At 75.2% G+C, this 22,841-nt stretch carries 21 protein-coding genes; 7 read left to right on the top strand and 14 right to left on the bottom strand.

Annotation, left to right across the window (positions count from 1 at the left end; translation table 11 throughout):
* The first annotated feature begins 14 nt into the window (after positions 1-14).
* Complete coding sequence (locus tag INN71_RS01030; RefSeq protein WP_277499216.1) at positions 15-1,178, top strand: sorbosone dehydrogenase family protein; 1,164 nt, start codon at positions 15-17, stop codon at positions 1,176-1,178.
* A 21-nt stretch (positions 1,179-1,199) separates the two neighbouring features.
* Here the strand turns inward: INN71_RS01030 and gatB are convergent, their stop codons facing one another.
* From gatB to gatC, 3 genes are read right to left on the bottom strand one after another with little or no spacing between them, the layout of a single operon-like run.
* The gene (gene gatB, locus INN71_RS01025; RefSeq protein ID WP_277499215.1) at positions 1,200-2,702 is read right to left on the bottom strand and encodes an Asp-tRNA(Asn)/Glu-tRNA(Gln) amidotransferase subunit GatB; all 1,503 of its coding nucleotides are present in this window, start codon (positions 2,700-2,702) and stop codon (positions 1,200-1,202) included.
* Positions 2,699-4,246 (bottom strand): Asp-tRNA(Asn)/Glu-tRNA(Gln) amidotransferase subunit GatA, encoded by a 1,548-nt coding sequence (gene gatA, locus INN71_RS01020; protein ID WP_277499214.1) that lies wholly within the window; start codon positions 4,244-4,246, stop codon positions 2,699-2,701. Before gatA ends, gatB begins: the two co-directional genes overlap by 4 nt.
* Positions 4,243-4,554 (bottom strand): Asp-tRNA(Asn)/Glu-tRNA(Gln) amidotransferase subunit GatC, encoded by a 312-nt coding sequence (gatC, locus tag INN71_RS01015; RefSeq protein ID WP_277499213.1) that lies wholly within the window; start codon positions 4,552-4,554, stop codon positions 4,243-4,245. Before gatC ends, gatA begins: the two co-directional genes overlap by 4 nt.
* Positions 4,555-4,761: 207 nt before the next feature.
* Between gatC and INN71_RS01010 the strand changes: the two genes are divergently transcribed.
* Positions 4,762-5,328, top strand: a complete 567-nt coding sequence (locus tag INN71_RS01010) for a hypothetical protein (protein WP_277499211.1) — start codon at positions 4,762-4,764, stop codon at positions 5,326-5,328.
* 123 nt (positions 5,329-5,451) lie between these two features.
* Here the strand turns inward: INN71_RS01010 and ligA are convergent, their stop codons facing one another.
* The gene (gene ligA / locus INN71_RS01005; RefSeq protein ID WP_277499210.1) at positions 5,452-7,599 is read right to left on the bottom strand and encodes an NAD-dependent DNA ligase LigA; all 2,148 of its coding nucleotides are present in this window, start codon (positions 7,597-7,599) and stop codon (positions 5,452-5,454) included.
* Positions 7,600-7,758: 159 nt separating this feature from the next.
* Here ligA and INN71_RS01000 point away from each other — a divergent pair, with 159 nt between their 5' ends.
* Positions 7,759-8,367: a TetR/AcrR family transcriptional regulator gene (locus tag INN71_RS01000; RefSeq protein ID WP_277499209.1), complete on the top strand. Its 609-nt coding sequence runs from the start codon at positions 7,759-7,761 to the stop codon at positions 8,365-8,367.
* A gap of 85 nt (positions 8,368-8,452) precedes the next feature.
* The gene (locus INN71_RS00995) at positions 8,453-10,093 is read left to right on the top strand and encodes an MFS transporter (protein WP_277499208.1); all 1,641 of its coding nucleotides are present in this window, start codon (positions 8,453-8,455) and stop codon (positions 10,091-10,093) included.
* 9 nt (positions 10,094-10,102) lie between these two features.
* Here INN71_RS00995 and INN71_RS00990 read toward each other — a convergent pair whose 3' ends face one another.
* Complete coding sequence (locus INN71_RS00990) at positions 10,103-10,708, bottom strand: TetR/AcrR family transcriptional regulator (RefSeq protein WP_277499207.1); 606 nt, start codon at positions 10,706-10,708, stop codon at positions 10,103-10,105.
* A 102-nt stretch (positions 10,709-10,810) separates the two neighbouring features.
* On the opposite strand from INN71_RS00990, the gene INN71_RS00985 reads away from it, so the two are divergent.
* Together INN71_RS00985 and INN71_RS00980 are read left to right on the top strand one after the other, a co-directional pair.
* On the top strand, positions 10,811-12,394 hold the full coding sequence (locus INN71_RS00985) for a GMC oxidoreductase (protein WP_277499206.1): 1,584 nt from the start codon (positions 10,811-10,813) through the stop codon (positions 12,392-12,394).
* Between the two features lie 36 nt (positions 12,395-12,430).
* Positions 12,431-13,066 carry an alpha/beta hydrolase gene (locus tag INN71_RS00980; protein WP_277499204.1) on the top strand — a complete coding sequence of 212 codons (636 nt, stop codon included), beginning with the start codon at positions 12,431-12,433 and terminating at the stop codon, positions 13,064-13,066.
* On the opposite strand, the gene INN71_RS00975 is transcribed toward INN71_RS00980, so the two are convergent.
* The 5 genes from INN71_RS00975 to INN71_RS00955 form a co-directional block, all read right to left on the bottom strand.
* A complete protein-coding gene (locus INN71_RS00975; RefSeq protein WP_277499203.1) occupies positions 13,047-13,616 on the bottom strand; it encodes a type 1 glutamine amidotransferase domain-containing protein in 570 nt (189 codons plus the stop codon). The genes INN71_RS00980 and INN71_RS00975 overlap by 20 nt on opposite strands.
* Positions 13,617-13,716: 100 nt before the next feature.
* Positions 13,717-14,709: a methionine synthase gene (locus tag INN71_RS00970; RefSeq protein WP_277499200.1), complete on the bottom strand. Its 993-nt coding sequence runs from the start codon at positions 14,707-14,709 to the stop codon at positions 13,717-13,719.
* The gene (gene mnmA / locus INN71_RS00965) at positions 14,706-15,821 is read right to left on the bottom strand and encodes a tRNA 2-thiouridine(34) synthase MnmA (RefSeq protein ID WP_277499252.1); all 1,116 of its coding nucleotides are present in this window, start codon (positions 15,819-15,821) and stop codon (positions 14,706-14,708) included. The genes INN71_RS00970 and mnmA overlap by 4 nt, the downstream gene beginning before the upstream one ends.
* Before the next feature lie 23 nt (positions 15,822-15,844).
* Positions 15,845-17,044: a cysteine desulfurase family protein gene (locus INN71_RS00960; protein ID WP_277499199.1), complete on the bottom strand. Its 1,200-nt coding sequence runs from the start codon at positions 17,042-17,044 to the stop codon at positions 15,845-15,847.
* Between the two features lie 31 nt (positions 17,045-17,075).
* Positions 17,076-18,284, bottom strand: a complete 1,209-nt coding sequence (locus tag INN71_RS00955; protein WP_277499197.1) for a benzoate/H(+) symporter BenE family transporter — start codon at positions 18,282-18,284, stop codon at positions 17,076-17,078.
* 145 nt (positions 18,285-18,429) lie between these two features.
* Between INN71_RS00955 and INN71_RS00950 the strand changes: the two genes are divergently transcribed.
* Positions 18,430-19,218: a superoxide dismutase family protein gene (locus tag INN71_RS00950; protein WP_301799228.1), complete on the top strand. Its 789-nt coding sequence runs from the start codon at positions 18,430-18,432 to the stop codon at positions 19,216-19,218.
* On the opposite strand, the gene proB is transcribed toward INN71_RS00950, so the two are convergent.
* From proB to rplU, 4 genes are all read right to left on the bottom strand, one after another.
* Positions 19,215-20,351, bottom strand: a complete 1,137-nt coding sequence (proB, locus tag INN71_RS00945; RefSeq protein WP_277499193.1) for a glutamate 5-kinase — start codon at positions 20,349-20,351, stop codon at positions 19,215-19,217. The genes INN71_RS00950 and proB overlap by 4 nt on opposite strands.
* Entirely contained in the window at positions 20,348-21,928 is a 1,581-nt protein-coding gene (gene obgE, locus INN71_RS00940) for a GTPase ObgE (RefSeq protein WP_277499190.1), read from the bottom strand. Before obgE ends, proB begins: the two co-directional genes overlap by 4 nt.
* Before the next feature lie 128 nt (positions 21,929-22,056).
* Positions 22,057-22,311 carry a 50S ribosomal protein L27 gene (rpmA, locus tag INN71_RS00935; protein ID WP_277499188.1) on the bottom strand — a complete coding sequence of 85 codons (255 nt, stop codon included), beginning with the start codon at positions 22,309-22,311 and terminating at the stop codon, positions 22,057-22,059.
* A 35-nt stretch (positions 22,312-22,346) separates the two neighbouring features.
* A complete protein-coding gene (rplU, locus tag INN71_RS00930; RefSeq protein ID WP_277499251.1) occupies positions 22,347-22,649 on the bottom strand; it encodes a 50S ribosomal protein L21 in 303 nt (100 codons plus the stop codon).
* Positions 22,650-22,841: the final 192 nt, after the last annotated feature.

Raw genomic sequence — 22,841 nt, 5'->3', positions numbered from 1 at the left:
CCACGCTGGGGAGCATGCGCCCCTCGAGCCGTGCGACCGCGGTCGCGGTCGCCGTCGCCACCGCCCTCGTCACGCTGACCGCGTGCTCCGGGGAGGAGTCGGCGCAGGAGGCGGACTCCCCCGTCATCACCCCGTCGGACGGCGGGTCGGCGGCCACGACGCCGGCGAGCCCCACCGGCACCCCGACCACCGCGGCGCCCGCCCCGGTGCCCGAGCCCACGGGCGACGTGACCACCGGTCTCGAGACGCCGTGGGACGTGGCGTTCCTCCCCGACGGCCGCGCGGTCGTGCCCGAGCGCGACACCGGCGACGTGCTGCTCGTGGCCGCCGACGGCACCACCACGGACGCCGGTGACTTCCCCGAGGCCGAGAACGAGGACGAGTCGGGCCTGCTCGGTGTCGCCGTCTCCCCCGACTTCGCCCAGGACCGGACGCTCTTCTTCTACCTGACGACCGACGAGGACAACCGCGTCGTACGCCGCGTGCTCGACGCCGACGGCACCCTCGGCGCCCAGACCGACGTGCTCACCGGCATCCCCAGCGCGAACCGCCACGACGGCGGCCGCCTCACGTTCGGCCCCGACGGCATGCTCTACGTCTCGACCGGCGACGCCGGCGAGGAGGGCCTCGCCCAGGACGCCGACTCGCTGGCCGGCAAGATCCTCCGCGTCACGCCCGACGGCGCCCCCGCGCCCGACAACCCCGACCCCACGTCGCCGGTGCTGTCGATGGGCCACCGCAACGTGCAGGGCCTCGCCTTCGACGACGACGGCCGTCTGTGGGCCACCGAGTTCGGCGCCGACACCGCTGACGAGCTCAACCTCGTCGAGCCCGGCGGCAACTACGGCTGGCCCGAGGTCGAGGGCACCGGCGGCACCGACCGGGGCTTCGTCGACCCGCAGCTCACGTGGCCCACCGACGAGGCGTCCCCCTCCGGGCTGGCCTACACCGACGGCACCCTGTGGATGGCCGCCCTGCGGGGCGAGCGGCTCTGGCGGGTCAGCGTGGCCGACGGGCGCGCGAGCGACCCCACGGCGTACCTGACCGGCACGTACGGCCGGCTGCGCCAGGTGCGCCCCGCACCCGACGGCAGCCTGTGGCTCCTGACGAACAACACCGACGGCCGGGTGGAACCCCGCCCGGGCGACGACCGCATCGTGCGGCTCGCGCTGCGCTGAGCAGGCCCGTCGGCCCGCCCGTCAGGACAGGCGCTCGAGCACCAGCTCGCGCACCCGGCCGGCGTCGGCCTGGCCCCGCATCTCCTTCATGACCGCGCCGATGAGGGCGCCGGCCGCGGCGACCTTGCCGTCGCGGATCTTCTGCGCCACGTCGGGGTTGGCCTCGATGGCCTTGTCGACGGCGGCGCCCAGCGCGCCGTCGTCGGAGACGATCGCCAGGCCGCGGGCGGCGACGATCTCCTCCGGCGTGCCCTCGCCGGCCACGAGGCCGTCGAAGACCTGGCGCGCCAGCTTGTCGTTGATCGTGCCGCCCTCGACGAGCGCCTGCACGGCCGCGACCTGCACCGGCGTCACGCCCACGGCCGCGAGCTCGACGCCCGCGTCGTTGGCGCGGCGGGCCAGCTCGGCCACCCACCACTTGCGCGCCGCCTGGGGCGAGGCCCCGGCGGCGATGGTCTCCTCGACGAGGCCGAACGCCCCCGCACCGACCGTGTCGCGCATCTCGAGGTCGGAGTAGCCCCACTCGGCCTGCAGGCGCGCCCGCTTCGCCGTCGGGTTCTCGGGCAGGGTGGCGCGCAGCTCCTCGACCCACTCCCGGCTGGGGGCGACGGGCACGAGGTCGGGCTCCGGGAAGTAGCGGTAGTCCTCCGCGTCCGACTTCTCGCGGCCCGACGTCGTGATGCCGGTGTCCTCGTGGAAGTGGCGCGTCTCCTGGACGACCTTCCCCCCCGCGTCGAGCACGCCCGCGTGACGCGCGACCTCGAAGCGCACGGCGCGCTCCACGGAGCGGAACGAGTTGACGTTCTTCGTCTCGCTGCGGGTGCCGAGCACGCCGCTGCCCTTCGGCGCCAGCGACAGGTTGACGTCGGCGCGCAGGTTGCCCTGGTCCATCCGGGCCTCGGAGACGCCGAGGGCGAGGATGAGGTCGCGCAGCTGCGCGACGTACGCCCGGGCCACCTCGGGCGCGCGGGCGCCGGCCCCGACGATGGGGCGGGTGACGATCTCGATGAGCGGGATGCCGGCGCGGTTGTAGTCGACCAGCGAGTGGTCCGCGCCGTGGATCCGGCCCGTCGCGCCGCCGACGTGGGTGGACTTGCCGGTGTCCTCCTCCATGTGGGCGCGCTCGATCTCGACGCGGAACGTGGTGCCGTCGACCTCGACGTCCATGTAGCCGTCGAAGGCGATCGGCTCGTCGTACTGCGACGTCTGGAAGTTCTTCGGCATGTCCGGGTAGAAGTAGTTCTTCCGCGCGAAGCGGCACCACTCGGCGATCTCGCAGTTGAGCGCCAGCCCGATGCGGATGGCGGCCTCGACGGCCTTGCCGTTCACCGCCGGCATCGCGCCCGGCAGGCCCAGGCAGGTCGGGCAGACCTGCGTGTTGGGCTCCCCGCCGAACGTGGCCGGGCAGCCGCAGAACATCTTCGTGGCGGTGTTGAGCTCGACGTGGACCTCGAGCCCCAGCGCGGGGTCGTAGCGCTCCAGCGCCTCGTCGAAGTCCACCAGCACCTCGGTGCTCGCACTCATCGGCCGACCTCCTCCAGCTCGGGCGCCTGCTCGAGCAGGGCGCCACCCCACTTCTCGCCCAGCAGCGCCTCCACGGCGGCACCCACCCGGTAGACCCGGTCGTCGGCCAGCGCCGGCGCCAGCACCTGGAACCCGACGGGCAGCCCGTCCTCGTCCGCCAGACCGGCGGGCACCGAGATGCCCGGCACGCCGGCGAGGTTGGCCGGGATGGTCGCGAGGTCGCCGCGGTACATCGCCAGCGGGTCGTCGAGCTTCTCCCCCAGCGGGAACGCCGTGGTCGGCGCCGTCGGGCTGACGAGCACGTCGACCTGCTCGAAGGCCGCCGCGAAGTCGCGGCTGATGAGCGTGCGGATCTTCTGCGCCTGGCCGTAGTAGGCCTCGTAGTAGCCCGACGACAGCGCGTAGGTGCCGAGGATGATGCGGCGCTTCACCTCGTCGCCGAAGCCGGCGTCGCGGGTGGCGCGCATGACCTCCTCCGCGCTCGGCGAGGCGACGCCCTCGGGCAGCACCCGCAGGCCGTAGCGCATCGCGTCGAACTTCGCGAGGTTCGAGGAGCACTCGGCCGGGAGGATCAGGTAGTACGCCGCCATGGCGTGCACGAAGCTCGGGCAGGACACCTCGACGACCTCGGCGCCGGCGGCGACCAGCGCCTCGACCGCCTCGTCGAAGCGGGCCATCACGCCCGGCTGCCAGCCCTCGCCGCCCAGCTCGCGCACGACGCCGACCTTGAGGCCGGCCACGTCGCCCGCCGCACCCTGGCGCGCCGCGGCGACGAGGCCGGGGACGGGCTGCGGGATGCTCGTGGAGTCGCGCGGGTCGTGGCCGCCGACGAGCTCGTGGAGCAGCGCCGAGTCGAGCACCGTGCGGGTCACCGGCCCGACCTGGTCGAGCGAGTTGGCCAGCGCCACGAGGCCGTAGCGGGACACGCCGCCGTACGTCGGCTTCACGCCGACCGTGCCCGTGACGGCGCCGGGCTGGCGGATCGAGCCGCCCGTGTCGGTGCCGAGCGCGAGCGGCGCCTGGTAGGACGCCACGGCCGCCGCCGACCCGCCGCCGGACCCGCCCGGGATGCGGGTGAGGTCCCACGGGTTGCGGGTCGGGCCGTAGGCCGAGTGCTCCGTGGAGGAGCCCATCGCGAACTCGTCCATGTTGGTCTTGCCGAGGATCGGCAGGCCGGCCGCCTTGAGGCGGGTGACGACCGTCGCGTCGTACGGCGGCACCCACCCGTCGAGGATCTTCGAGCCGCACGTCGTGGGCAGGCCCGTGGTGGTGAGGATGTCCTTCACCGCGATCGGCACGCCGTCGAGCAGGTGCGCCGGGGTGCCGGCCGCCCGCCGCTCGTCGGAGGCCCGCGCCTGCGCGAGGGCACCCTCGGGGTCGACGTGGAGGAACGCGTGGACGCCCGCCTCGGCGGAGCCGTCGACGGCCGCGATGCGGTCGAGGTGGGCCTGGGTCAGCTCGACCGAGGTCGTCTCGCCCGCGGCCAGCGCGTCGGCCAGCTCCGCGGCGGTACGCCGGGTCAGGTCGCCGTTCGTCGTGCTCACTGCTCGTCCCCCAGGATCCGCGGCACGCTGAAGCGCTGCTGCTCGACGGCCGGGGCCCCCGCGAGGGCCTCCTCGGCGCTCAGGCTGGGCGTCACCACGTCCTCGCGGAACACGTTCGTCAGCGGCAGCGGGTGCGACGTCGGCGGCACGTCGTCGCCGGCCACGCCCTGGATCGAGGCGACCGATTCCAGGATCACCGACAGCTGCGGGGCCAGGTGGTCGAGCTCGGCGTCGGACAGGTCGATGCGGGCGAGGTCGGCGAGGTGCGCCACGTCCTCGCGCGTCAGCGCCGGGGGTGTGTCGGGCATGGCGGCCATCTTAGGGAGGAGCCCCGACCTCGGCGGCGTCGGTGTCGACCGGGGGGTACGCCGCCACCTCGCCTGCGCCGCGCCCCGCACCGCCCCGCCGCGGACGTCATACGGATCGAGGGCCCCGGCCTCGGGTTCGCATGACGTCCCGCGCGTGGCGGCGGCCGCGGGTTTGGCCCCACGCGCCGGGGCACACGATGGACCTCCATGAACCCTCGGACGTCACGCCTGGCCCACCTCGCGGTCGCCGCGACCCTCACCGTCGTGCTCGCCGGGTGCGGCGACGGAACCGGTGCCGACGACACGGCGACGGACCGGGGGACGACGAACACCGCCGACACCGCCGACACCGCGGACACCGCCGAGGACGTCTACGCCGCGTGGCGCACCTCGATCCTCGAGGACGACCTGGAGGCGTTCGAGCAGGTCTCGACCGAGGCGGCCTGGTCCGACGTCGTGGAGGCCCCCGACAACGAGGCGCACCACGCGGCGCTCGTCGAGGCCGCCGCGACAGGCGCCCTCGAGCTGCCCGAGGACCCCGACGCGGAGGTCGGCCGCGAGGAGGTCCTGGGGTCCACCGGGGACGAGGAGGGAGCCGACCCCGGCTGGGAGGAGTTCGCCGCCTCCGTCGAGGAGGAGCTCGACATCACCGTCGACGACGTCGCCGTGTTCGTGGTGCCGTTCACCGAGGCGTACGAGGGGGACGCCGCCGCGCTCTTCGTCCGCTCGACCGACGAGGGCTGGTTGTTCTTCGGCATGGAGCCCGCCCAGTGACCTCGACGCGCCCGGTCACCTCGACGGCGCCACGCTCGGACGTCATGCGGACCGTGGCTCCCGACCTCCGCTCCGCATGACGTCGCGCGGCGCGGCCGGCCCTGACGGCGCCCGCGCCCGGCGTCACCCCTCGGACTGCTCCGCCGCCTCGGGCTGCTCCGCCCCCTCGGGCTCGTCGCCCACGCCGGCGCGGCCGTGCTCGAGCAGCGCCTTGAACCCGTCCTCGTCGAGGGTGCGCACGCCGAGCTGGTCGGCCTTCTCGGCCTTGGTGCCGGCGTTCTCGCCCACGACCACGTAGTCGGTCTTCTTCGACACCGAGCCGGCGGCCTTCCCGCCGCGCGACAGGATCGCCTCCTTGGCCGAGTCGCGGCTGAAGTCGACGAGCGACCCGGTCACCACGACGGTCAGGCCCTCCAGCGTGCGGGGCGTGGACTCGTCGCGCTCGTCGGCCATCGCGACCCCGGCCGCGGCCCACGCGTCCACGATGGCGCGGTGCCAGTCGACGGAGAACCACTCCACGACGGCCTCGGCGATGGTCGGCCCGACGCCGGCCGCCGCGGACAGCTCCGCGAGGCTGGCGGCGCGGATGGCCTCCATCGAGCCGAACTCGGTCGCGAGGGCGCGGGCCGCGGTGGGGCCCACGTGCCGGATCGACAGCGCGACGAGCACACGCCACAGGGGCACCTGCTTCGCCTTGTCGAGGTTGGCGAGCAGCTTGGCGCCGTTGGCGGTCAGCTGCCGGCCCTCCTCCCCCTTCTTCGGCGCCCGGGTGAAGAGGTCGGTGCGCAGCAGGAGGTCGGCGTCGATGTCGAAGACGTCGCCCTCGTTGTCGAACCCCTCGACCCCCAGCAGCGCGACCGCGGCCTCGTAGCCCAGGCCCTCGATGTCGAACGCCCCGCGCCCGGCGACGTGGAACACGCGCTCGCGCACCTGGGCGGGGCACTTCTCGTGGTTGGGGCAGCGCAGGTCCTTGTCGCCCTCCTTCTGCTGCGCCAGCCCGGTGCCGCAGGCCGGGCAGGTCGTCGGCATGACCCACGGCTCGAGGCCCTCGGGGCGAAGGTCGAGGACGGGCCCGACGATCTCGGGGATGACGTCGCCGGCCTTGCGCAGGATCACCGTGTCCCCGGGGCGCACGTCCTTGCGCTGCACCTCGTGGGCGTTGTGGAGTGTGGCCAGCTCGACGGTGGAGCCCGCGACGCGCGTCGGCTCCATCCGCCCGAACGGCGTGACGCGGCCCGTGCGGCCCGTGTTGACCATGATCTCCAGGAGCTTCGCGTTCACCTCCTCCGGCGGGTACTTGAACGCGATCGCCCACCGCGGCGCCCGGCTCGTCGATCCGAGGCGCCGCTGGAGGCTGACGTCGTCGACCTTCACCACGACCCCGTCGATCTCGTGCTCCACCGCGTGCCGCTGCGCGCCGTACCGCTCGACGTACTCCTGCACCCCGGTCAGGTCGGGCACGACGGCGGCGCGGTCGGAGGTCGGCAGGCCCCAGGCCCGCAGCGCCGCGTACGCCGCCGACTGCGCCGTCGGCTCGAAGCCGCGGCGCGCGCCGATGCCGTGGCAGACCATGCCCAGCGCGCGGGTGGCCGTGACGCGGGGGTCCTTCTGGCGCAGCGAGCCGGCCGCGGCGTTGCGCGGGTTGGCGAAGACCTGCTTGCCGGCCGCCGTCATCTGCTCGTTGAGCCGCTCGAACGCCGCGACCGGCAGGAAGACCTCGCCGCGCACCTCCAGCAGGGCGGGGACGGGGAACTCGTCCGTGCCCGTGAGCCGGTGCGGGATCGAGTCGATCGTGCGCACGTTGGGGGTCACGTCCTCCCCCGTGCGCCCGTCGCCCCGGGTCAGGGCGCGCACCAGGCGACCCTCCTCGTAGAGCAGGTTGATCGCGAGCCCGTCGACCTTCAGCTCGCACAGCAGCGCGGGCGCGCCGACGCCGTCGCGGGCGAGCCGGGCGTACCAGGCGGCCAGCTCGTCGTGGGTGAACGCGTTGTCGAGGCTCATCATCGGCTCGAGGTGGTCCACCGGTGTGAACTCCGTCGACACCGCGCCACCGACGGTCTGGGTGGGCGAGCCCGGGGTGCGGAGCTCGGGGTGCTCCTCCTCCAGCGCCTCCAGCTCGCGCATCCGCGCGTCGAACTCCGCGTCGGACATCGTCGGCGAGTCGAGCACGTAGTAGCGCCACCGCGCGTCCTCCAGCTGCTCCGCCAGCACGCGGTGCCGCTCGCGCGCCTCCTCCGGGGCCGGGGAGACCCCGGTGCTCGCCTCGCTCATGGGGACATCTTGCCGGGCGGCACCGACGATGCGCCGCGACCACCGTGACCGGGGTCTCGGTGAACAGTGATGGAACGAGGTTGTTCCATCCGCGCGGACGGGTGTAGCGTCCTCGACGGAACGAAACCGTTCCGTTCCATCCTCTGCCCGAAGGACCCGATGAACCTGCCCCGCCCGATCTGCCGCCCCCGCGTCGAGGGCGACCGCGAGCAGCAGATCCGCGACGCCACGGCCGCGGTGCTCGCGGAGGTGGGCTACGACCGTCTCACGATGGACGCGGTGGCGAGCCGGGCCAAGGCGTCGAAGGCGACGCTCTACCGCCGCTGGTCCACCAAGGCCCAGCTGGTCATCGACGCCCTGTGCAGCCTCAAGGCCGGACCCACCGTCCCGGTCGACACGGGCTCCCTGCGGGGCGACCTCATCGCCGCGTTCGCGACCGAGGACGGCTTCGTCAACGACGAGGCCATCGCCGTGTTCGTCAGCGTCGTCACCGCGCTCACGACCGACCCCGAGCTCGCGGAGGGCTTCCGCGAGCGCGTGATCGGCCCCAAGGCAGCCGTCACCCGCGAGATCTACGCCCGGGCGCAGCGCCGCGGCGAGATCCGTGCCGACCTCGACCTCGACCTGCTCGAGCCCGCACTCCCCGGCATCGTCATCCACCGCACCGTCGTGCTGGGCGACCCGCCCACGCACGAGGCCATCACCCGCATCATCGACGAGATCATCCTGCCGGCGGCGACGAGGCCGCCCGCAGCAGCGACCCCCTGACGCCCTGGCGCCCGGGCGTCGCCCGACGCCCTCGCGTCCCGCCGTACCGGCCCCGCCGTGCTCCACCACCACCCGAAGGAACCCCATGACCGACCTGTCCTCGGCGAGCCCTGCCCCCGCGCAGGGCGACGCCGCCCCGCCGGCCCCGGCCCGTCATCTCGGCTGGGCCCTCGTGCTCATCTCGGTGGCGCAGCTGATGGTGGTGCTCGACGCCACGATCGCCAATATCGCCCTGCCCTACATCGGCGACGACCTCTCCATCGACTCCGCGAACCTGTCGTGGATCGTCACCGGCTACGCCCTCGCCTTCGGCGGCCTGCTGCTGCTCGGCGGGCGCCTCGGCGACCTGCTCGGCCGCCGCCGCGTGTTCATCATGGGCCTCGTCGTCTTCGCGGTCGCCTCGCTGCTCGGCGGCCTCGCCACCAACGAGGGCCTGCTCCTCGGCGCCCGTGGCCTCCAGGGCCTCGGCGCGGCGCTCGCCTCGCCCGCCGCCCTCGCGCTCATCACCACGGCGTTCCCGGCCGGTCCCGCCCGCAACCGGGCGTTCGCCGTGTACGCCGCCATGTCCGGCGTCGGCGCGGCCTTCGGCCTCGTGCTCGGCGGCTGGCTGACCGGCCTCGACACGTTCCTGGGCCTCGACGTCCAGGGCTGGCGCCTGACCTTCCTCATCAACGTGCCGATCGGCCTCGTCGCGGCGGTGCTCGCGCCCCGCTTCCTGCCCGAGTCCGACCGCGGCGTCGGCCGTCTCGACGTGCCCGGTGCCATCACCGGCACGCTCGGCCTGCTCGGCGTCGTCTACGGCCTCACCCGGGCCGGCGAGGAGGCGCACGGCTGGGGCGACACCTGGACCATCGCCGCGCTCGCGGCCGGCGTCGCGCTGCTCGTGGCGTTCGTCGTCATCGAGGTCCGCGTGCCCGACCCGCTCATGCCGATCCGCATCTTCGCCAACCGCACGCGTGCGGCCAGCTTCGTCGCCATGATGATGGTGCCCGCGGCCATGTTCGCCATGTTCTTCTTCCTCAGCCTCTACGTGCAGAACATCGGCGGCTGGGAGCCCCTGCAGACCGGCTTCGCGTTCCTGCCGTTCTCGGTCGGCATCGTCGCCGGCGCGACCCTGTCGTCCAACCTGGTCAACCGCATCGACGCCCGCTACGTCGCCGGTGTCGGCACCATCCTGGCCGCGATCGCGCTCTTCGGCTTCTCCCGCCTGCCCGCCGACCTGGGTGCCGGCGACCTCGTCGGTGCGCTCGCCGCGGGCGACCCGGCCGTCGACATCAACTACTGGGGCACGGTGTTCCCGTACCTCGTCATCATGTCCTTCGGCATGGGCATGACCTTCGTGCCGCTGACCCTGACCGCGGTGCACCACGTGCGCGCCGAGGACTCGGGCATCGGCTCGGGCGTGCTCAACACGATGCAGCAGGTCGGCGGCGCGCTCGGCCTCGCGGCCCTGAGCACCGTCGCGAGCCACGTGGCGTCCAACCGGGCCGAGGACCTGGGCCCCCAGGCGGGCCAGGCCGCCTCCGGCGCCGGCCTCCCCGCCGACCAGGCGGGCGGCCTCGTGGAGGGCGCGACGTACCTCGGCTCGTTCGCGGACGGCGCCACCACCGCGTTCCTCGTGGGCGCGGGTGTCATCCTGCTCGGCTCGCTCGTCGTCTGGCTCTTCCTCGACGTCAAGCACACCGAGCTGGCGACCGACGGCCCCGAGGGCGTCCACGTCGGCTGACGTCCCGGCTCAGCCCGCACCACCCCGCACCGGCGGGTCCGCGCTCCGCGGGCCCGCCGGTGCTGCGTCCGGGGCGACCAGCCGTTGCAGCGTGAGCGCCAGCTCGTCGGCGACGACCGCAGGGTCCCGCTCGTCGGTGATCGCGACCAGGCACGACGCGCGGACGCAGCGAGCGAGCCAGTCGACCGACAGCCGCGCGGTGAGCTCGCCGCGGGAGCGGCGCTCCCCGAGGAGGGCGGCGATCGGCTCGTCGGGCACGACGAGGCGCGCGAGCTCGTCGATCGGACGGGGGTGCCGCGCCAGGACGTGGCCGTACGCGCCGGCCAGCGCGACCACCTCGTGGGCGAGGCGCGCGAGCGCCGCGTCGAGAGCCAGGTCGGCCATGTCGTCGAGCAGGCTCGGCAGGAGTGCGTCCGCGATCGAGCGGGTCAGGGCGTCCAGGACGGCGTCGACGCCGCGGAAGTGGCGGTAGAAGGTGGCGCGGGTCAGACCGGCCTCCCGGGCGAGGCCGCTCACGCTCAGTCCCTCGCCCGACAGCAGCAGACGCTCGGCCGCCGCCAGGATCGCCTCCCGGCTCCGCCGTCCGTCGGCGCGCTGGGCCTCCGGACGACTCATGCACCGAGCCTAGCGATCGGGAACCCTTGACGAACAAGTGAGACACGTGTCTAGTCTCCGGTGCACACCCGTGCTCCGAACCCCTGTCTCGGGAGGTCCCCCATGCCTGCTCTGTCTCGTCGTGCCCTCATCGGCGGCGCCGCTGCGACCGCCGTCGTCGGCGGCTGGGCCCGTCCGGCCTGGGCCACCGTGCCCGTCCGCCGCGACCGGCGCCGCGTCGTCATCATCGGCTCGGGCTTCGGCGGGGCCGTCGCCGCGCTGCGCCTGACGCAGGCCGGCGTCCCCGTCACCCTCCTCGAGCAGGGCCGCCGCTGGCCGACGGCCCCGGGCAGCGACACGTTCCCGACCGTGGCCACGCTCGACGAGCGGGCGCTCTTCTACGGCTCGGCGCCCGAGCTCTTCGGCCGCCCGCTGAGCCCCGCGCCGTACGTCGGGGTCTTCAACGCGACGCCCAGCCCGACGATGACGGTGATGAGCGGGGTGGGGTACGGCGGCGGCTCGCTCACCTACCAGGGCATGAGCCTCGTGCCGGACCGCGCCGTGTTCGAGCACGAGTTCCCGGCGGGGCTCGACTACGACGAGCTCGCGACCGAGCACTACGCGGAGGTGGCCCGCATGCTCCGCCTCGCCACCGCACCCGACGAGCTGGTCGCGTCCGCGCCGTACCGGGCCGCCCGCACCTTCCGCGAGCGTGCCCTGGCCGCGGGCCAGGGCGTCGAGAAGATCCCGATGCCCATCGACTGGAGCTACGCGCTGCGCGAGCTCCGCGGCGAGCTCCCGCCCTCGTTCACCAACGGCGACTGCGCGCTCGGCGCCAACAACGGCGGCAAGCACAGCCTGGACGTCACCTACCTCCGGGCCGCCGAGGAGACGGGGCTGCTCGAGGTGCGCCTGCTCCACCGCGTCACCGACGTCGCGCGGACCGCAGCGGGCGAGTGGGAGGTGACCGCCGCACGCACCGACCTCCGCGGCACCCGCCAGGAGACCGTCGTGCTCACCTCGCCCACGCTGGTGATGGGTGCCGGCAGCGTCGGCACGACGAAGATGCTCGTCCGTGCGGCGGCGACGGGCGCCATCCCCGACCTGCCCGACGCCGTCGGCCGCGGCTGGGGCACCAACGCCGACCGCATCTACGTGTGGTCGGACCCGCTGCGCGGGTTCGGCACGCCGCAGGGTGGCCCCGTCGTCTTCGGCAGCAAGGACTGGTCGGACCCGGCGCGCGCGAACACCATCATCCAGGCGTCGATCCCGCCCATCGGCATCGCCGGTCTCGACCTCGACCCGCGCAGCACGATGATGGTCGGCTACGGCGTGAGCGCCGCGCGGGGCCACTTCGCGTACGACGCCCTCACCGACTCCGCGAACCTGCGCTGGGCGCCGGAGGGCGACCACGCGGTGCAGTACGGCGCGATCGCGCCCCGCGCGCACCGGATCGCCGGCCTCGGGTCGCTGCTCGTCGACACCAACGCGGTCGCCCCCTCGACGTGGCACCCCCTCGGCGGCGTCAACATGGGCGCGGCCTGCGACCTGGAGGGCCGGGTGCTGGGGCAGCGGGGGCTGTACGTGCTGGACGGCGCGCTGCTCCCGGGCACCGCCGCCGCCTGCAACCCGTCGATGACCATCGCCGCCGTCGCCGAGCGGGCGATGAAGCGGATCGTGCGGCAGGACGTGGGGGTCGTGATCTAGCCCATCCGGTCGGCCGCCGGGTCCGAACCTCTCCCCGTGAGCTCCCCCACCGCGCCCGACGAGGCGCTGACCCGGTACGACGTCACGCGGCCCCGCGGCGTGGTGCTGCTCCTCCACGGCGGCACCGAGCAGTCGGCCAGCCCGGTCGACGGCCGCAGCGCCTCGTGGCGCCGCTCGGCCGCGATGCAGCGCTCGATCACGCCCCGCCTGGCCGCGGACGGCGTCGCGACGTGGCTGCTGCGCTACACGCTGCGCGGCTGGAACGGCGGGGCTCCCGTGGCCGACGCCCGGGCCGCCCTGCGGCGGCTCGACGCCGCCCTCCCCGACGTGCCGGTCGTGCTCCTCGGCCACTCCATGGGCGGACGCACCGCGGTGCACATCGCCGACCACCCCTCGGTGGTCGGCGTCGTGGGGCTGGCGCCGTGGTTCCCGCCCGGGGAGCCGACCGCCGCGCTCGCCGGGAAGTGGCTGCTGGCCGCGCACGGCAGCCGCGACCGCATCACCTCCCCGCGGGCGACCCGGGCGTACGTCGAGCGTGCGGACGCCGACGGGGCCCGCGCCACCTTCCGTGACGCGGGCCCCGTCGGGCACTACATGTTCCGTCGCGCGGCGGCCTGGAACGACCTCGCCGTCGAGGGCTGCTCGACGCTGCTCAGCCGCGCCCGGCGCTGAGCGCCGACGCGATCGCGCCGACGAAGGCGGGCAGGTCGCCGGGGTTGCGGCTGGTGATGAGGTCGCCGTCCACGACGACCTCCTCGTCCACCCAGTCGCCGCCGGCGTTGCGCACGTCGTCCGCGAGGCTGGGGAAGCTGGTGAGGCGGCGGCCCTCGACGAGGCCCGCGGAGACGAGCAGCCACGGGCCGTGGCAGATCACCGCGGTGGGCTTGCCGGCCTCGAGGGCCGAGGTGACCAGCTGCTGCGCGGTCGCGTCGGTGCGGATCGTGTCGGCGTTCACGGTGCCGCCGGGCACGACCAGCGCGTCGATCGTCGCCACGTCGACGTCGCCGAACGCACCGTCGACCGCGATCTTCCGGGTCTTCTCCGTGTCGCCCTCGACGGCCTGGATCTCCTGGCCGCTCTGCGAGTAGACGAGGACGGTCGCGCCCTGCGCGGCGAGCTCGTCGCGCGGCGTGACGAGCTCCGCCTCCTCGAAGTGGTCGCTCGCGATGATCGCGACGGTGCGGCCCTGCGGGCCGGTGGCGTCGGTGCCGGACTCGGTCATGGTTGCCTCCTGCGCGTGGGGTCCCCGGGATCGCCGGGGCTGCTCCCCCGACCGTAGGCACCCGCGGCAAGGGCGGCGGCGTACCCCGTCGTGGCGGGCCTCAGGCGTCGTCGATCCGCCGGGCGGCGTCGACCAGGGCGCGCAGCACGCGCGGCACGTCGGCGGCGGCCGCGCCCGCGAGACCGCAGCCCGGGGCCACGCCGAGGCGCTCTGCCGGCGCGAGCCCGACGACGTCCAGCCAGCGGGCGGTGCGCGCCGCGAGGTCCTTCTCCCCGACGACGGGGCCGGTCGGGTCGACCACGCCGAGCACGAGCGCGGCGCCCGCCTCGTGGGCCAGCGCCAGCGCCTCGAGGTCGTCGGCCACCAGCACGTCGAGGTCGACCACGAGGCCCTCCGCGCCCGCGCCGTGCACCAGCGCCCAGGGGGTGCCGGGGGCGCAGGAGTGCACCCACGGCTCGGCCCCGGCGTCGCGCGCCGCCCCGAGCACCCAGCCGAGCACCTCCGAGGCCTCCGGCCGGTCGACGGCGCGGTGGCGCCCCCAGCCCGAGGCGGTCGGCACGCGCGCGTCGAGCACGGCCGCCAGCGCGGGCTCGTCGACCTGCACGACGACGCGGTCGCAGCCGGGCACGCGGCGGCGGACCTCGGCCACGTGCTCGCCGACCGCCTCCGCCAGCGACTGCGCGAGGTCGCGCCGGGCGCCGTGGTCGGCGAGCACCTTGTCGCCGCGCGGCCGCTCGGTGGTCGTGGCGAGAGTCCAGGGCCCGGTGACCTGCACCTTGAACGCACCCGTGCGATCCTGCGCACGCTCCTCGAGCGCGTCGAGGTCCTGGTTGAGCAGGCTGCGGGCGCGCCGCTGGTCGCGGCCGGGAGCACCCGACGTACCGGTCAGCCGCCAGCCCGCCGGCTGCAGGTCGACGTCGAGGCCGGTCTGCAGGCCGAGGGTGCGCCCCGTCATCGCCGCACCGACGCCGCGCCCGGGCACCTCGGGGAGGTAGGGCAGGTCGGGCAGCAGGTCCAGCACCATGCGCACGGCCTCGTCGAGGTCGCGCTGGGTGTCGCCGGGGTGGGAGCCGACGCCGGTCGCGAAGCTCACGCGGGCACCGCCCGCCGGGTCGTGGCGATGGTCGCCGAGCCGACGACGCGCGTGCCGTCGTAGACGACGACCGCCTGGCCGGGCGCGATGCCCTCGGCCGCGTCGAGCAGCTCCACGTCGAGGGCCGCGTCGTCACCGGTGACGGTCGCGACCGCCCGGTGCTCCGCCCCGTGGGCGCGCAGCTGCACGGTGCACGCGAGCGGTACGCCGGCGCGCGGCGCCGCGCCGCACCAGCGGGGCCGCACGCCGCGCAGGCCGGTGACGCGCAGCCCCTCCCGGGGTCCGACGCGGACCGTGCCGGAGACCGGCTCGATGTCGAGCACGAAGCGCGGGCGGCCGTCGGGCGCCGGGCGCCCCAGGCGCAGGCCGCGGCGCTGCCCGATCGTGTAGCCGTAGGTGCCGGCGTGCGTGCCCAGCACCTCGCCGGTGGCGTCGTCGACGATGTCGCCGCCGTGGTTGGGCGCCCGGTCGCCGAGCTTCTCGCCCAGCCAGCCGGCCGTGTCGCCGTCGGCCACGAAGCAGATGTCGTGGCTGTCCGGCTTGTCGGCGACGAGCAGACCGCGGGCGGCCGCCTCCCGCCGTACGTCGGGCTTCGCGGAGCCGGCCAGCGGGAACAGCGAGTGCCGCAGCTGGGACTGGTCGAGCACGCCGAGCACGTAGGACTGGTCCTTCGCCGCGTCGGCCGCCCGGTGCAGCTCGACGAGACCGTCGGCGCCCGTGCGCAGCTCGGCGTAGTGCCCGGTCGCGACCGCGTCGAAGCCCAGCGCCAGCGCGCGGTCGAGCACGGCGGCGAACTTGATGCGCTCGTTGCAGCGCAGGCACGGGTTGGGGGTGCGGCCGGCGGCGTACTCGTCCATGAAGTCGGTGACGACGTCGGCGTGGAACTCCGCGCTCATGTCCCACACGTAGAACGGGATGCCCAGCACGTCGGCCGCCCGCCGCGCGTCGTTGCTGTCCTCGATCGTGCAGCAGCCGCGGGCCCCCGAGCGGTACGACGCGGGGTTGCGCGAGAGCGCCAGGTGCACGCCCGTCACGTCGTGGCCGGCCTCGACGGCGCGCGCGGCGGCCACGGCGGAGTCGACCCCACCGGACATGGCGGCGACGACCCGCAGCGGCGTGGTGCCCCCGGGGCCGCTCACCGGCGTACCCGGCGGGCGGCGCCGGCCCGCTCGACGACGGGCCCGATGGCCGCCAGCACGGCGGCCACGTCGGCCTCGGTGCTGGTGTGGCCCAGGGAGAAGCGCAGGGTGCTGCGGGCCTCGAGCTCGTCCTGGCCCGCGGCCAGCAGGACGTGGCTGGGCTGGGGCACCCCCGCCGAGCACGCGGAGCCGGTGGAGACCTCGACGCCGCGGGCGTCGAGCAGCATGAGGAGGGAGTCGCCCTCGCAGCCGGGGAACCCGATGCTGGCGATGCCCGGGAGCCGCTCGGCGGCCGCGCCGTTGAGGACGGCGCCCGGCACGACGTCGCGGATGCCGGCCACGAGGTCGTCGCGCAGGTGCGCGAGGCGCGTGGCGGACTCGGGCTGCGCCTTCACGGCGATCTCGAACGCGGCGGCGAGACCGGCCACCGAGGGGACCCCGACGGTGCCGCTGCGCACGTCGCGCTCCTGGCCGCCGCCCTGGAGGAGGGCCGTGGGGGTGACGCCGCGCCGGGCCACCAGCACCCCGGCGCCGTGCGGGCCGCCGACCTTGTGCCCCGTGGCGGTCAGCAGGTCGACGTCGGCGGCCGTCACGTCGACGGGCACGGCGCCCACGGCCTGCACCGCGTCGGTGTGGAACGGCACGCCGGCCGCGCGACACAGGGCCGCCAGCTCCTCGACGGGCTGCAGCACGCCGGTCTCGTTGTTGGCCCACATGACCGACACGAGGGCGACGGTCTCGGGGGCGGCGAGCGCCTCGGCCAGCGCGGCGACCTCGACGCGCCCGGCGCGGTCGACCGGCAGCAGCTCGACCTCGGCCCCCGCGTGCTGGCCCAGCCAGAGCGCGGCGTGGAGCACGGCGTGGTGCTCGACCGAGGAGACCAGCACCCGCCGACGGCGCTCGTCGGCGGCGTGGCGCGACCAGAACGTGCCCTTCACGGCCAGGTTGTCCGACTCGGTGCCGCCCGAGGTGAAGAACACCTCGCTCGGCCGGCAGCCCAGGCTCTCGGCGACGCTCTCGCGCGACTCCTCCAGCACCCGCCGCGCGTCGCGACCGGCGGCGTGCAGCGACGCCGGGTTGCCCGGGGCGTCGAGGTGCGCCAGCAGGGCGTCGCGGGCCTCCGGCCGCAGCGGCGTGGTGGCCGCGTGGTCGAGGTAGGTGCGCGCGTCGCTCGCGGTCGGGTCGGGTCGGGGCATGGCGCCGACCAGCGTACGCCGCACCCCGCCGCTACGCCGTCTCGCCGACCCCGCGCGGACGCTCGAGGACGGCCCGCACCGCCAGGCCCGCCACCAGCGCCCAGAAGGCGCCACCGATCCCGGCGACGCTCACCCCGCCCGCGGCGACGAGGAAGGTGACGACCGCGCTCGTGCGGCTGGCCGGGTCGGCCATCGCGGTGGCGGCGGCCGCGCCGAACGCCCCGAGCAGCGCGAGGCCGGCGACCGTCTCGACGAGACCCGACGGGGCGGCGGCGGTCAGGGTCGTCAGGGCCCCCGACACGAGCGCGAGCAGCAGGTAGGCCACCCCCGCGCTCAGCGCGGCGACCCAGCGGCGGTCGCGGTCCGGTCCGGCCTCCTCGCCCGCGGCCAGGGCGGCCGACAGGGCGGCGAGGTTGATGGCGTGGCCGCCGAACGGGGCCGCCACGACGGTCCCGGCGCCGGTCGCCGCCATCGACGAGCGCCAGGGCACGCCGTACCCGAAGGAGCGCAGCACGGCCGCGCCCGGGACGTTCTGCGACGCCATCGTCACGACGTACAGCGGGAGGGCGATGCCGACGACCGCGGCCGGGGTCAGCGTCGGCGTCGTCCAGGTCAGGACCGGCAGGAGCGGCCCGTCGACGGTGGTGCCCGACCGGCTCAGCTCGACCGCGATCACCACCAGGCACGCCACGAGCGCGGCCGGCACCGCCCAGCGCGGCGCGAGGCGCGTGACGACAAGCCAGGTCGCGACGACGGGCAGCGCGAGCGCGGGGCTGGCGCCGACCGTCTCGACCGGCGCGAGCACCAGCGGCAGCAGGACCCCGGCGAGCATCGCCTGCGCCACCGCCGGCGGGATGCGCTCGACGAGGCGGCCCAGCCACGGCACGAGCCCGGTGAGCACGACGAGCACGCCGACGAGGGCGAACGCGCCGACCGCGGCGGGCCAGCCGCCGTCGACCGTGCCGGTGCTCACGAGCAGCGCGGCGCCCGGCGTGGACCAGGCGAGCGTGACGGGCACCCGGTGCCACAGGGCGAGCCCGACGATCCCGAGACCGAACGCCACCGTCAGCGCCAGCAGCCCCGAGGCGGCGTCCTCGGGCGACCCGCCGGCCGCCCGCAGGCCGGCGAGCACCACCGCGAAGGACGAGGTGAAGCCCACCAGCGCCGTCACCACGCCGGCGAGGACGGGGGCCACGAGCGAGCCGCGGGGCTCGGCCGCGTGGGTGGGAGTACGACGCACGCGCGCACCCTACGGGCGCGGGCGGGTCGCCGCGGACGGTCTCGCGCACGGGTCGCGCACGGGTCGCGCACGGGTCGCGCACGGGGTCGCCGCCGAGGGGTACCGGGCCCGCGGCCCGACGCAGGACCCGCGACGAGGAGGAACCGTGAACCGAACCACCCCGCCCATCCCCGCCCGCCCCCGGCAGCGCCGCTCCCCCCGGGCCCGCGCGCTCGGCCTGTCGGCCGCCGCCGTGCTCGCCCTCGGCGCGCTCGCGGCCTGCGGCGACGAGTCCGACGACGACAACGACGACGGCACGGGCGGCACCATCCCGTCCGACACCGGCTCGACCGAGCCCGCACCCGTCGACGAGTCGGCGGGCTCGGACGGGTCCTCCGCGGAGTCGGGCGAGGGCGCGGACGGCTCGGAGCCCGAGGAGGGGCCCGAGGGGTCGGAGGGGTCGGAGCTCGTCGTGTCCCTGCAGGACGTGGAGGGCACCGAGGTCGGCACCGTCACGCTGAGCGAGGCCGAGGAGGGCACGCGCGTCGAGGTGGAGGTAGAGGGGCTGACGCCGGGCTTCCACGGCTTCCACGTGCACACCGTCGGGCTTTGCGAGCCGGAGAGCGCGGCCCCCGACGACCCGGGCACCCTCGGCGCGTTCCTGTCCGCCGGCGGCCACCTCGGCGTCGGCGAGAGCGACCACGGCGACCACGAGGGCGACCTGTCGTCGCTGCAGGCCCGTGAGGACGGTACGGCGACGCTCGCCACCACGACCGACCGCTTCACGATGGCCGACCTGCAGGACGCCGACGGCAGCGCGTTCATGGTGCACGCGGGCCCGGACAACTTCGCGAACGTGCCGGAGCGCTACGCGCCCGACGGGCCGGACCAGGACACCCGCGACACCGGCGACTCCGGCGACCGCGTCGCCTGCGGGGCCGTCGAGGCGGGCTAGAGGAGCACGAGGTCGTCGCGGTGGACGACCTCCCGCTCGTACTCCGCGCCGAGCTCGGCGGCCAGGTCGCCCGACGAGCGGCCCGCGAGGCGCGGGATCTCCTCGGCGTCGAAGTTGACCAGGCCCCGGGCGACGGCCGCGCCGTCGGGGCCCACCAGGTCCACGGGGTCGCCGGCGTGGAAGGCGCCGCTCGCGCCGGTGACCCCCGCGGCCAGCAGGGAGGCGCGGCGGCCGAGCACCGCGCGTACCGCCCCGGCGTCGAGGTGCAGCGACCCCTTGGCGTCGGTGGCGTGCCGCAGCCACAGCAGCCGCGTCGGCCGGCGGCGACCGGTGGCGTGGAAGAGGGTGCCGACGTCCGCGCCGCCCAGGGCGGCGGCCGCGTTCGGGGCCGAGGTGAGCACGACGGGGATGCCCGCGCCGGTGGCGATGCGGGCGGCCTCGACCTTCGTGACCATGCCGCCGGTGCCGACGCCGGCGGCCCCGGGTGAGCCGATCTCGATGCCGGCCAGGTCGTCGTCGGTGCGGACGTCCGTGACGAGCGAGGTGCCCGGCAGCGCCGGGTTGCCGTCGTACAAGCCGTCGACGTCGGAGAGCAGCACCAGCAGGTCGGCGTGCACGAGGTGGGCGACGAGGGCGGCGAGGCGGTCGTTGTCGCCGAAGCGGATCTCCTGGGTGGCGACCGTGTCGTTCTCGTTGACGATCGGGAGCACGCCGAGCTCGAGCAGCTTCGCGAACGTCTGGTGGGCGTTGCGGTAGTGCGAGCGGCGGGTCACGTCGTCGACGGTGAGCAGCACCTGGCCGGTGGTGATCGCGTGGGCGGCGAGCGCGGCGGTGTACTGCGCGACGAGGAGCCCCTGGCCCACCGAGGCCGCCGCCTGCTGGGCCGCGAGCCCCTTCGGTCGGCGCTTGAGACCGAGCGGCGCGAGGCCGGCGGCGATGGCCCCGGAGGAGACGAGCACGACCTCGGTGCCCCCGCGGTGCACGGCGGCGACCGCGTCGACGAGCCGGTGGAGGCGCTCGGGGTCGATGCCGCCAGCGGCCGTCGTCAGCGACGACGAGCCGACCTTGACGACGATGCGCCGGGCGCCGGCGACCTCGGTGCGCGCTCCCCCGGTACGGCGGTCCTCGCTCACCGCTCGTCCCGCGTGGGGTCGTCCTCGCTCCAGCCCAGGTCGTCCGGCAGCTCGGCCGGCAGCTCGGCCGGGGCGTCGGGGCGGTCGGGGTCGTCGTCGCCGCCGATCTCGTACGACGTCGGGCCGGCGACGCGGCGGGCGACGTCGGCGCGTGCCTCACCCTCGCCCCGCTCGGGGAAGGCCTCGTCGATGGCGCGGCGGCGCGAGGCCGCCGGGCGCTCCTCGGTGAAGCGCTGGTCCTCGCCGCGGCGGCCCAGCATCTCGGCGCCTGCGTCGATGCCGGGGCGGAAGTCGAAGACGACGGCGTTGTCGGGGTGGCCGATGAGGACGGTGTCGCCCTCGACGGCGCCCATCTTGACGAGCCGCTCCTCGACGCCGAGCCGGTCGAGGCGGTCGGCGAGGAAGCCGACGGCCTCGTCGTTGCTGAAGTCGGTCTGGCGCACCCAGCGCTCCGGCTTGGTGCCGCGCACGCGCCAGCCCTCGCCGGTCTGCTTGACGGTGAACTCCTCGGCGCCGTCGGCGCCCGCGGGGCGCAGCACGATGCGGGTGGCCTCGACGACGGGCTTGGCGGCGCGCGCCTCCATGACGATGCGGGCCATCGCGAACGTCAGCTCGCGCACGCCGGCGCCGGAGGCCGCGGAGACCTGGAAGACCTGGAGGCCGCGGGCGGCGAGGTCGTCGAGCACCATGTCGGCGATGTCGGCGCCGTCAGGCACGTCGACCTTGTTGAGGGCGACGAGGCGCGGGCGGTCCTCGAGCCCGCCGTAGCGGGCCAGCTCGTCCTCGATGACGTCGAGGTCGTCGACGGGGTTGCGGCCCGGCTCGATGCTGGCCGTGTCGACGACGTGCACGAGCGCGGCGCAGCGCTCGACGTGACGCAGGAAGTCGTGGCCGAGGCCGCGGCCCTCGCTGGCGCCCTCGATGAGGCCGGGCACGTCGGCGACGGTAAAGACGGTGTCGCCGGCGGTCACGACGCCGAGGTTCGGCACGAGGGTGGTGAAGGGGTAGTCGGCGATCTTGGGCCGGGCCCGCGACATGGCGGCGATGAGGGAGGACTTGCCCGCGCTGGGGAACCCGACGAGGCCGACGTCGGCGACGACCTTCAGCTCGAGGGTGATGGTGAGCTCGTCGCCGGGCTCGCCGAGGAGTGCGAAGCCGGGCGCCTTGCGCTTGGCCGAGGCCAGCGCGGCGTTGCCGAGACCGCCGCGGCCGCCCTCCGCGATGACCATCTCGGTGCCGGCGCCGACCAGGTCGGCGAGCGCCTCCCCGTCCTCGCCGCGCACCACGGTGCCGTCGGGCACGGGCAGCACGAGGTCGGAGCCGTGGGAGCCGTTGCGGTGCGCACCCGCGCCGTGGCCGCCGTGCTCGGCGCGGCGGCGGGGGCTGTGGTGGTAGTCGAGCAGCGTCGTGACCGAGGGGTCGACCCGCAGGATCACGGACCCGCCGGGGCCGCCGTTGCCGCCGTCCGGGCCGCCCAGCGGCTTGAACTTCTCGCGGTGCACGGAGGCGACGCCGTTGCCCCCGCGGCCGGCGCTGACGAGCAGCGTGACGCGGTCGACGAACGTGGGGACGGCCATGGGGTGCTCCTGGGGTGTGGCTGCGGGTGCTGCAGGACGGCTCGGCGGGAGCCGGGTGGAACGCGCGAAGGGCGCCCCGAGATCGGGACGCCCTTCACGTGGTGCTGGGGGGTGCGACGAGCGTCAGCTCACGTGCCCGGCAGGATGTTCACGACGCGGCGGCCGCGGCGCGTGCCGAACTCGACCGCACCGGGGACCAGCGCGAACAGCGTGTCGTCGCCGCCACGGCCGACGCCGTTGCCCGGGTGGAAGTGCGTGCCGCGCTGGCGGACGATGATCTCGCCGGCGTTGACGGTCTCGCCGCCGTAGCGCTTGACGCCCAGACGCTGAGCGTTGGAGTCGCGACCGTTCTTGGTGGACGCGGCGCCCTTCTTGTGTGCCATGTGTCAGTCCTTAGGTGGGTGCGAGACCGGGGGCCTCAGAGCGAGATGTCGGTGACCTTGACCTGGGTGTACTTCTGGCGGTGACCCTGGCGCTTCTTGTAGCCGGTCTTGTTCTTGTACTTCTGGATGACGATCTTCGGGCCCTTGGTGGCCCCGAGGACCTCGGCCGTGACCGACGCCTTGTCGAGCTTGGTGGCCGTCACCTTGTCGCCGTCGACGACGAGCACCACGGGGAGGGTCAGGGACTCGCCCACCGCGACCGTGCTCTTGTCGATCTCGATGACGTCGCCCACGGCAACCTTCTGCTGCTTGGCGCCTGCGCGCACGATCGCGTACACCGCGGTCTCCTTCATCACTTTGCTGCTGCTCCGGGCCTGGTCACACCGCACAGCGCGACCTCCGGGATGCCGGACGTCGTACGCCAGGGGCGGCGCCACGCAGAGATGGTGCACTCCGAGCACACCGAGGACCAATACTAGGGACGAGGGCGGAGGTCCGCAAAACGAGACGGACCGCGGCTCCACGCGCTA

It is taken from the genome of Nocardioides sp. ChNu-153 (assembly GCF_030466625.1).
Lineage (GTDB): Bacteria > Actinomycetota > Actinomycetes > Propionibacteriales > Nocardioidaceae > Nocardioides.
This window is presented reverse-complemented; position numbering and strand designations above follow the sequence as displayed.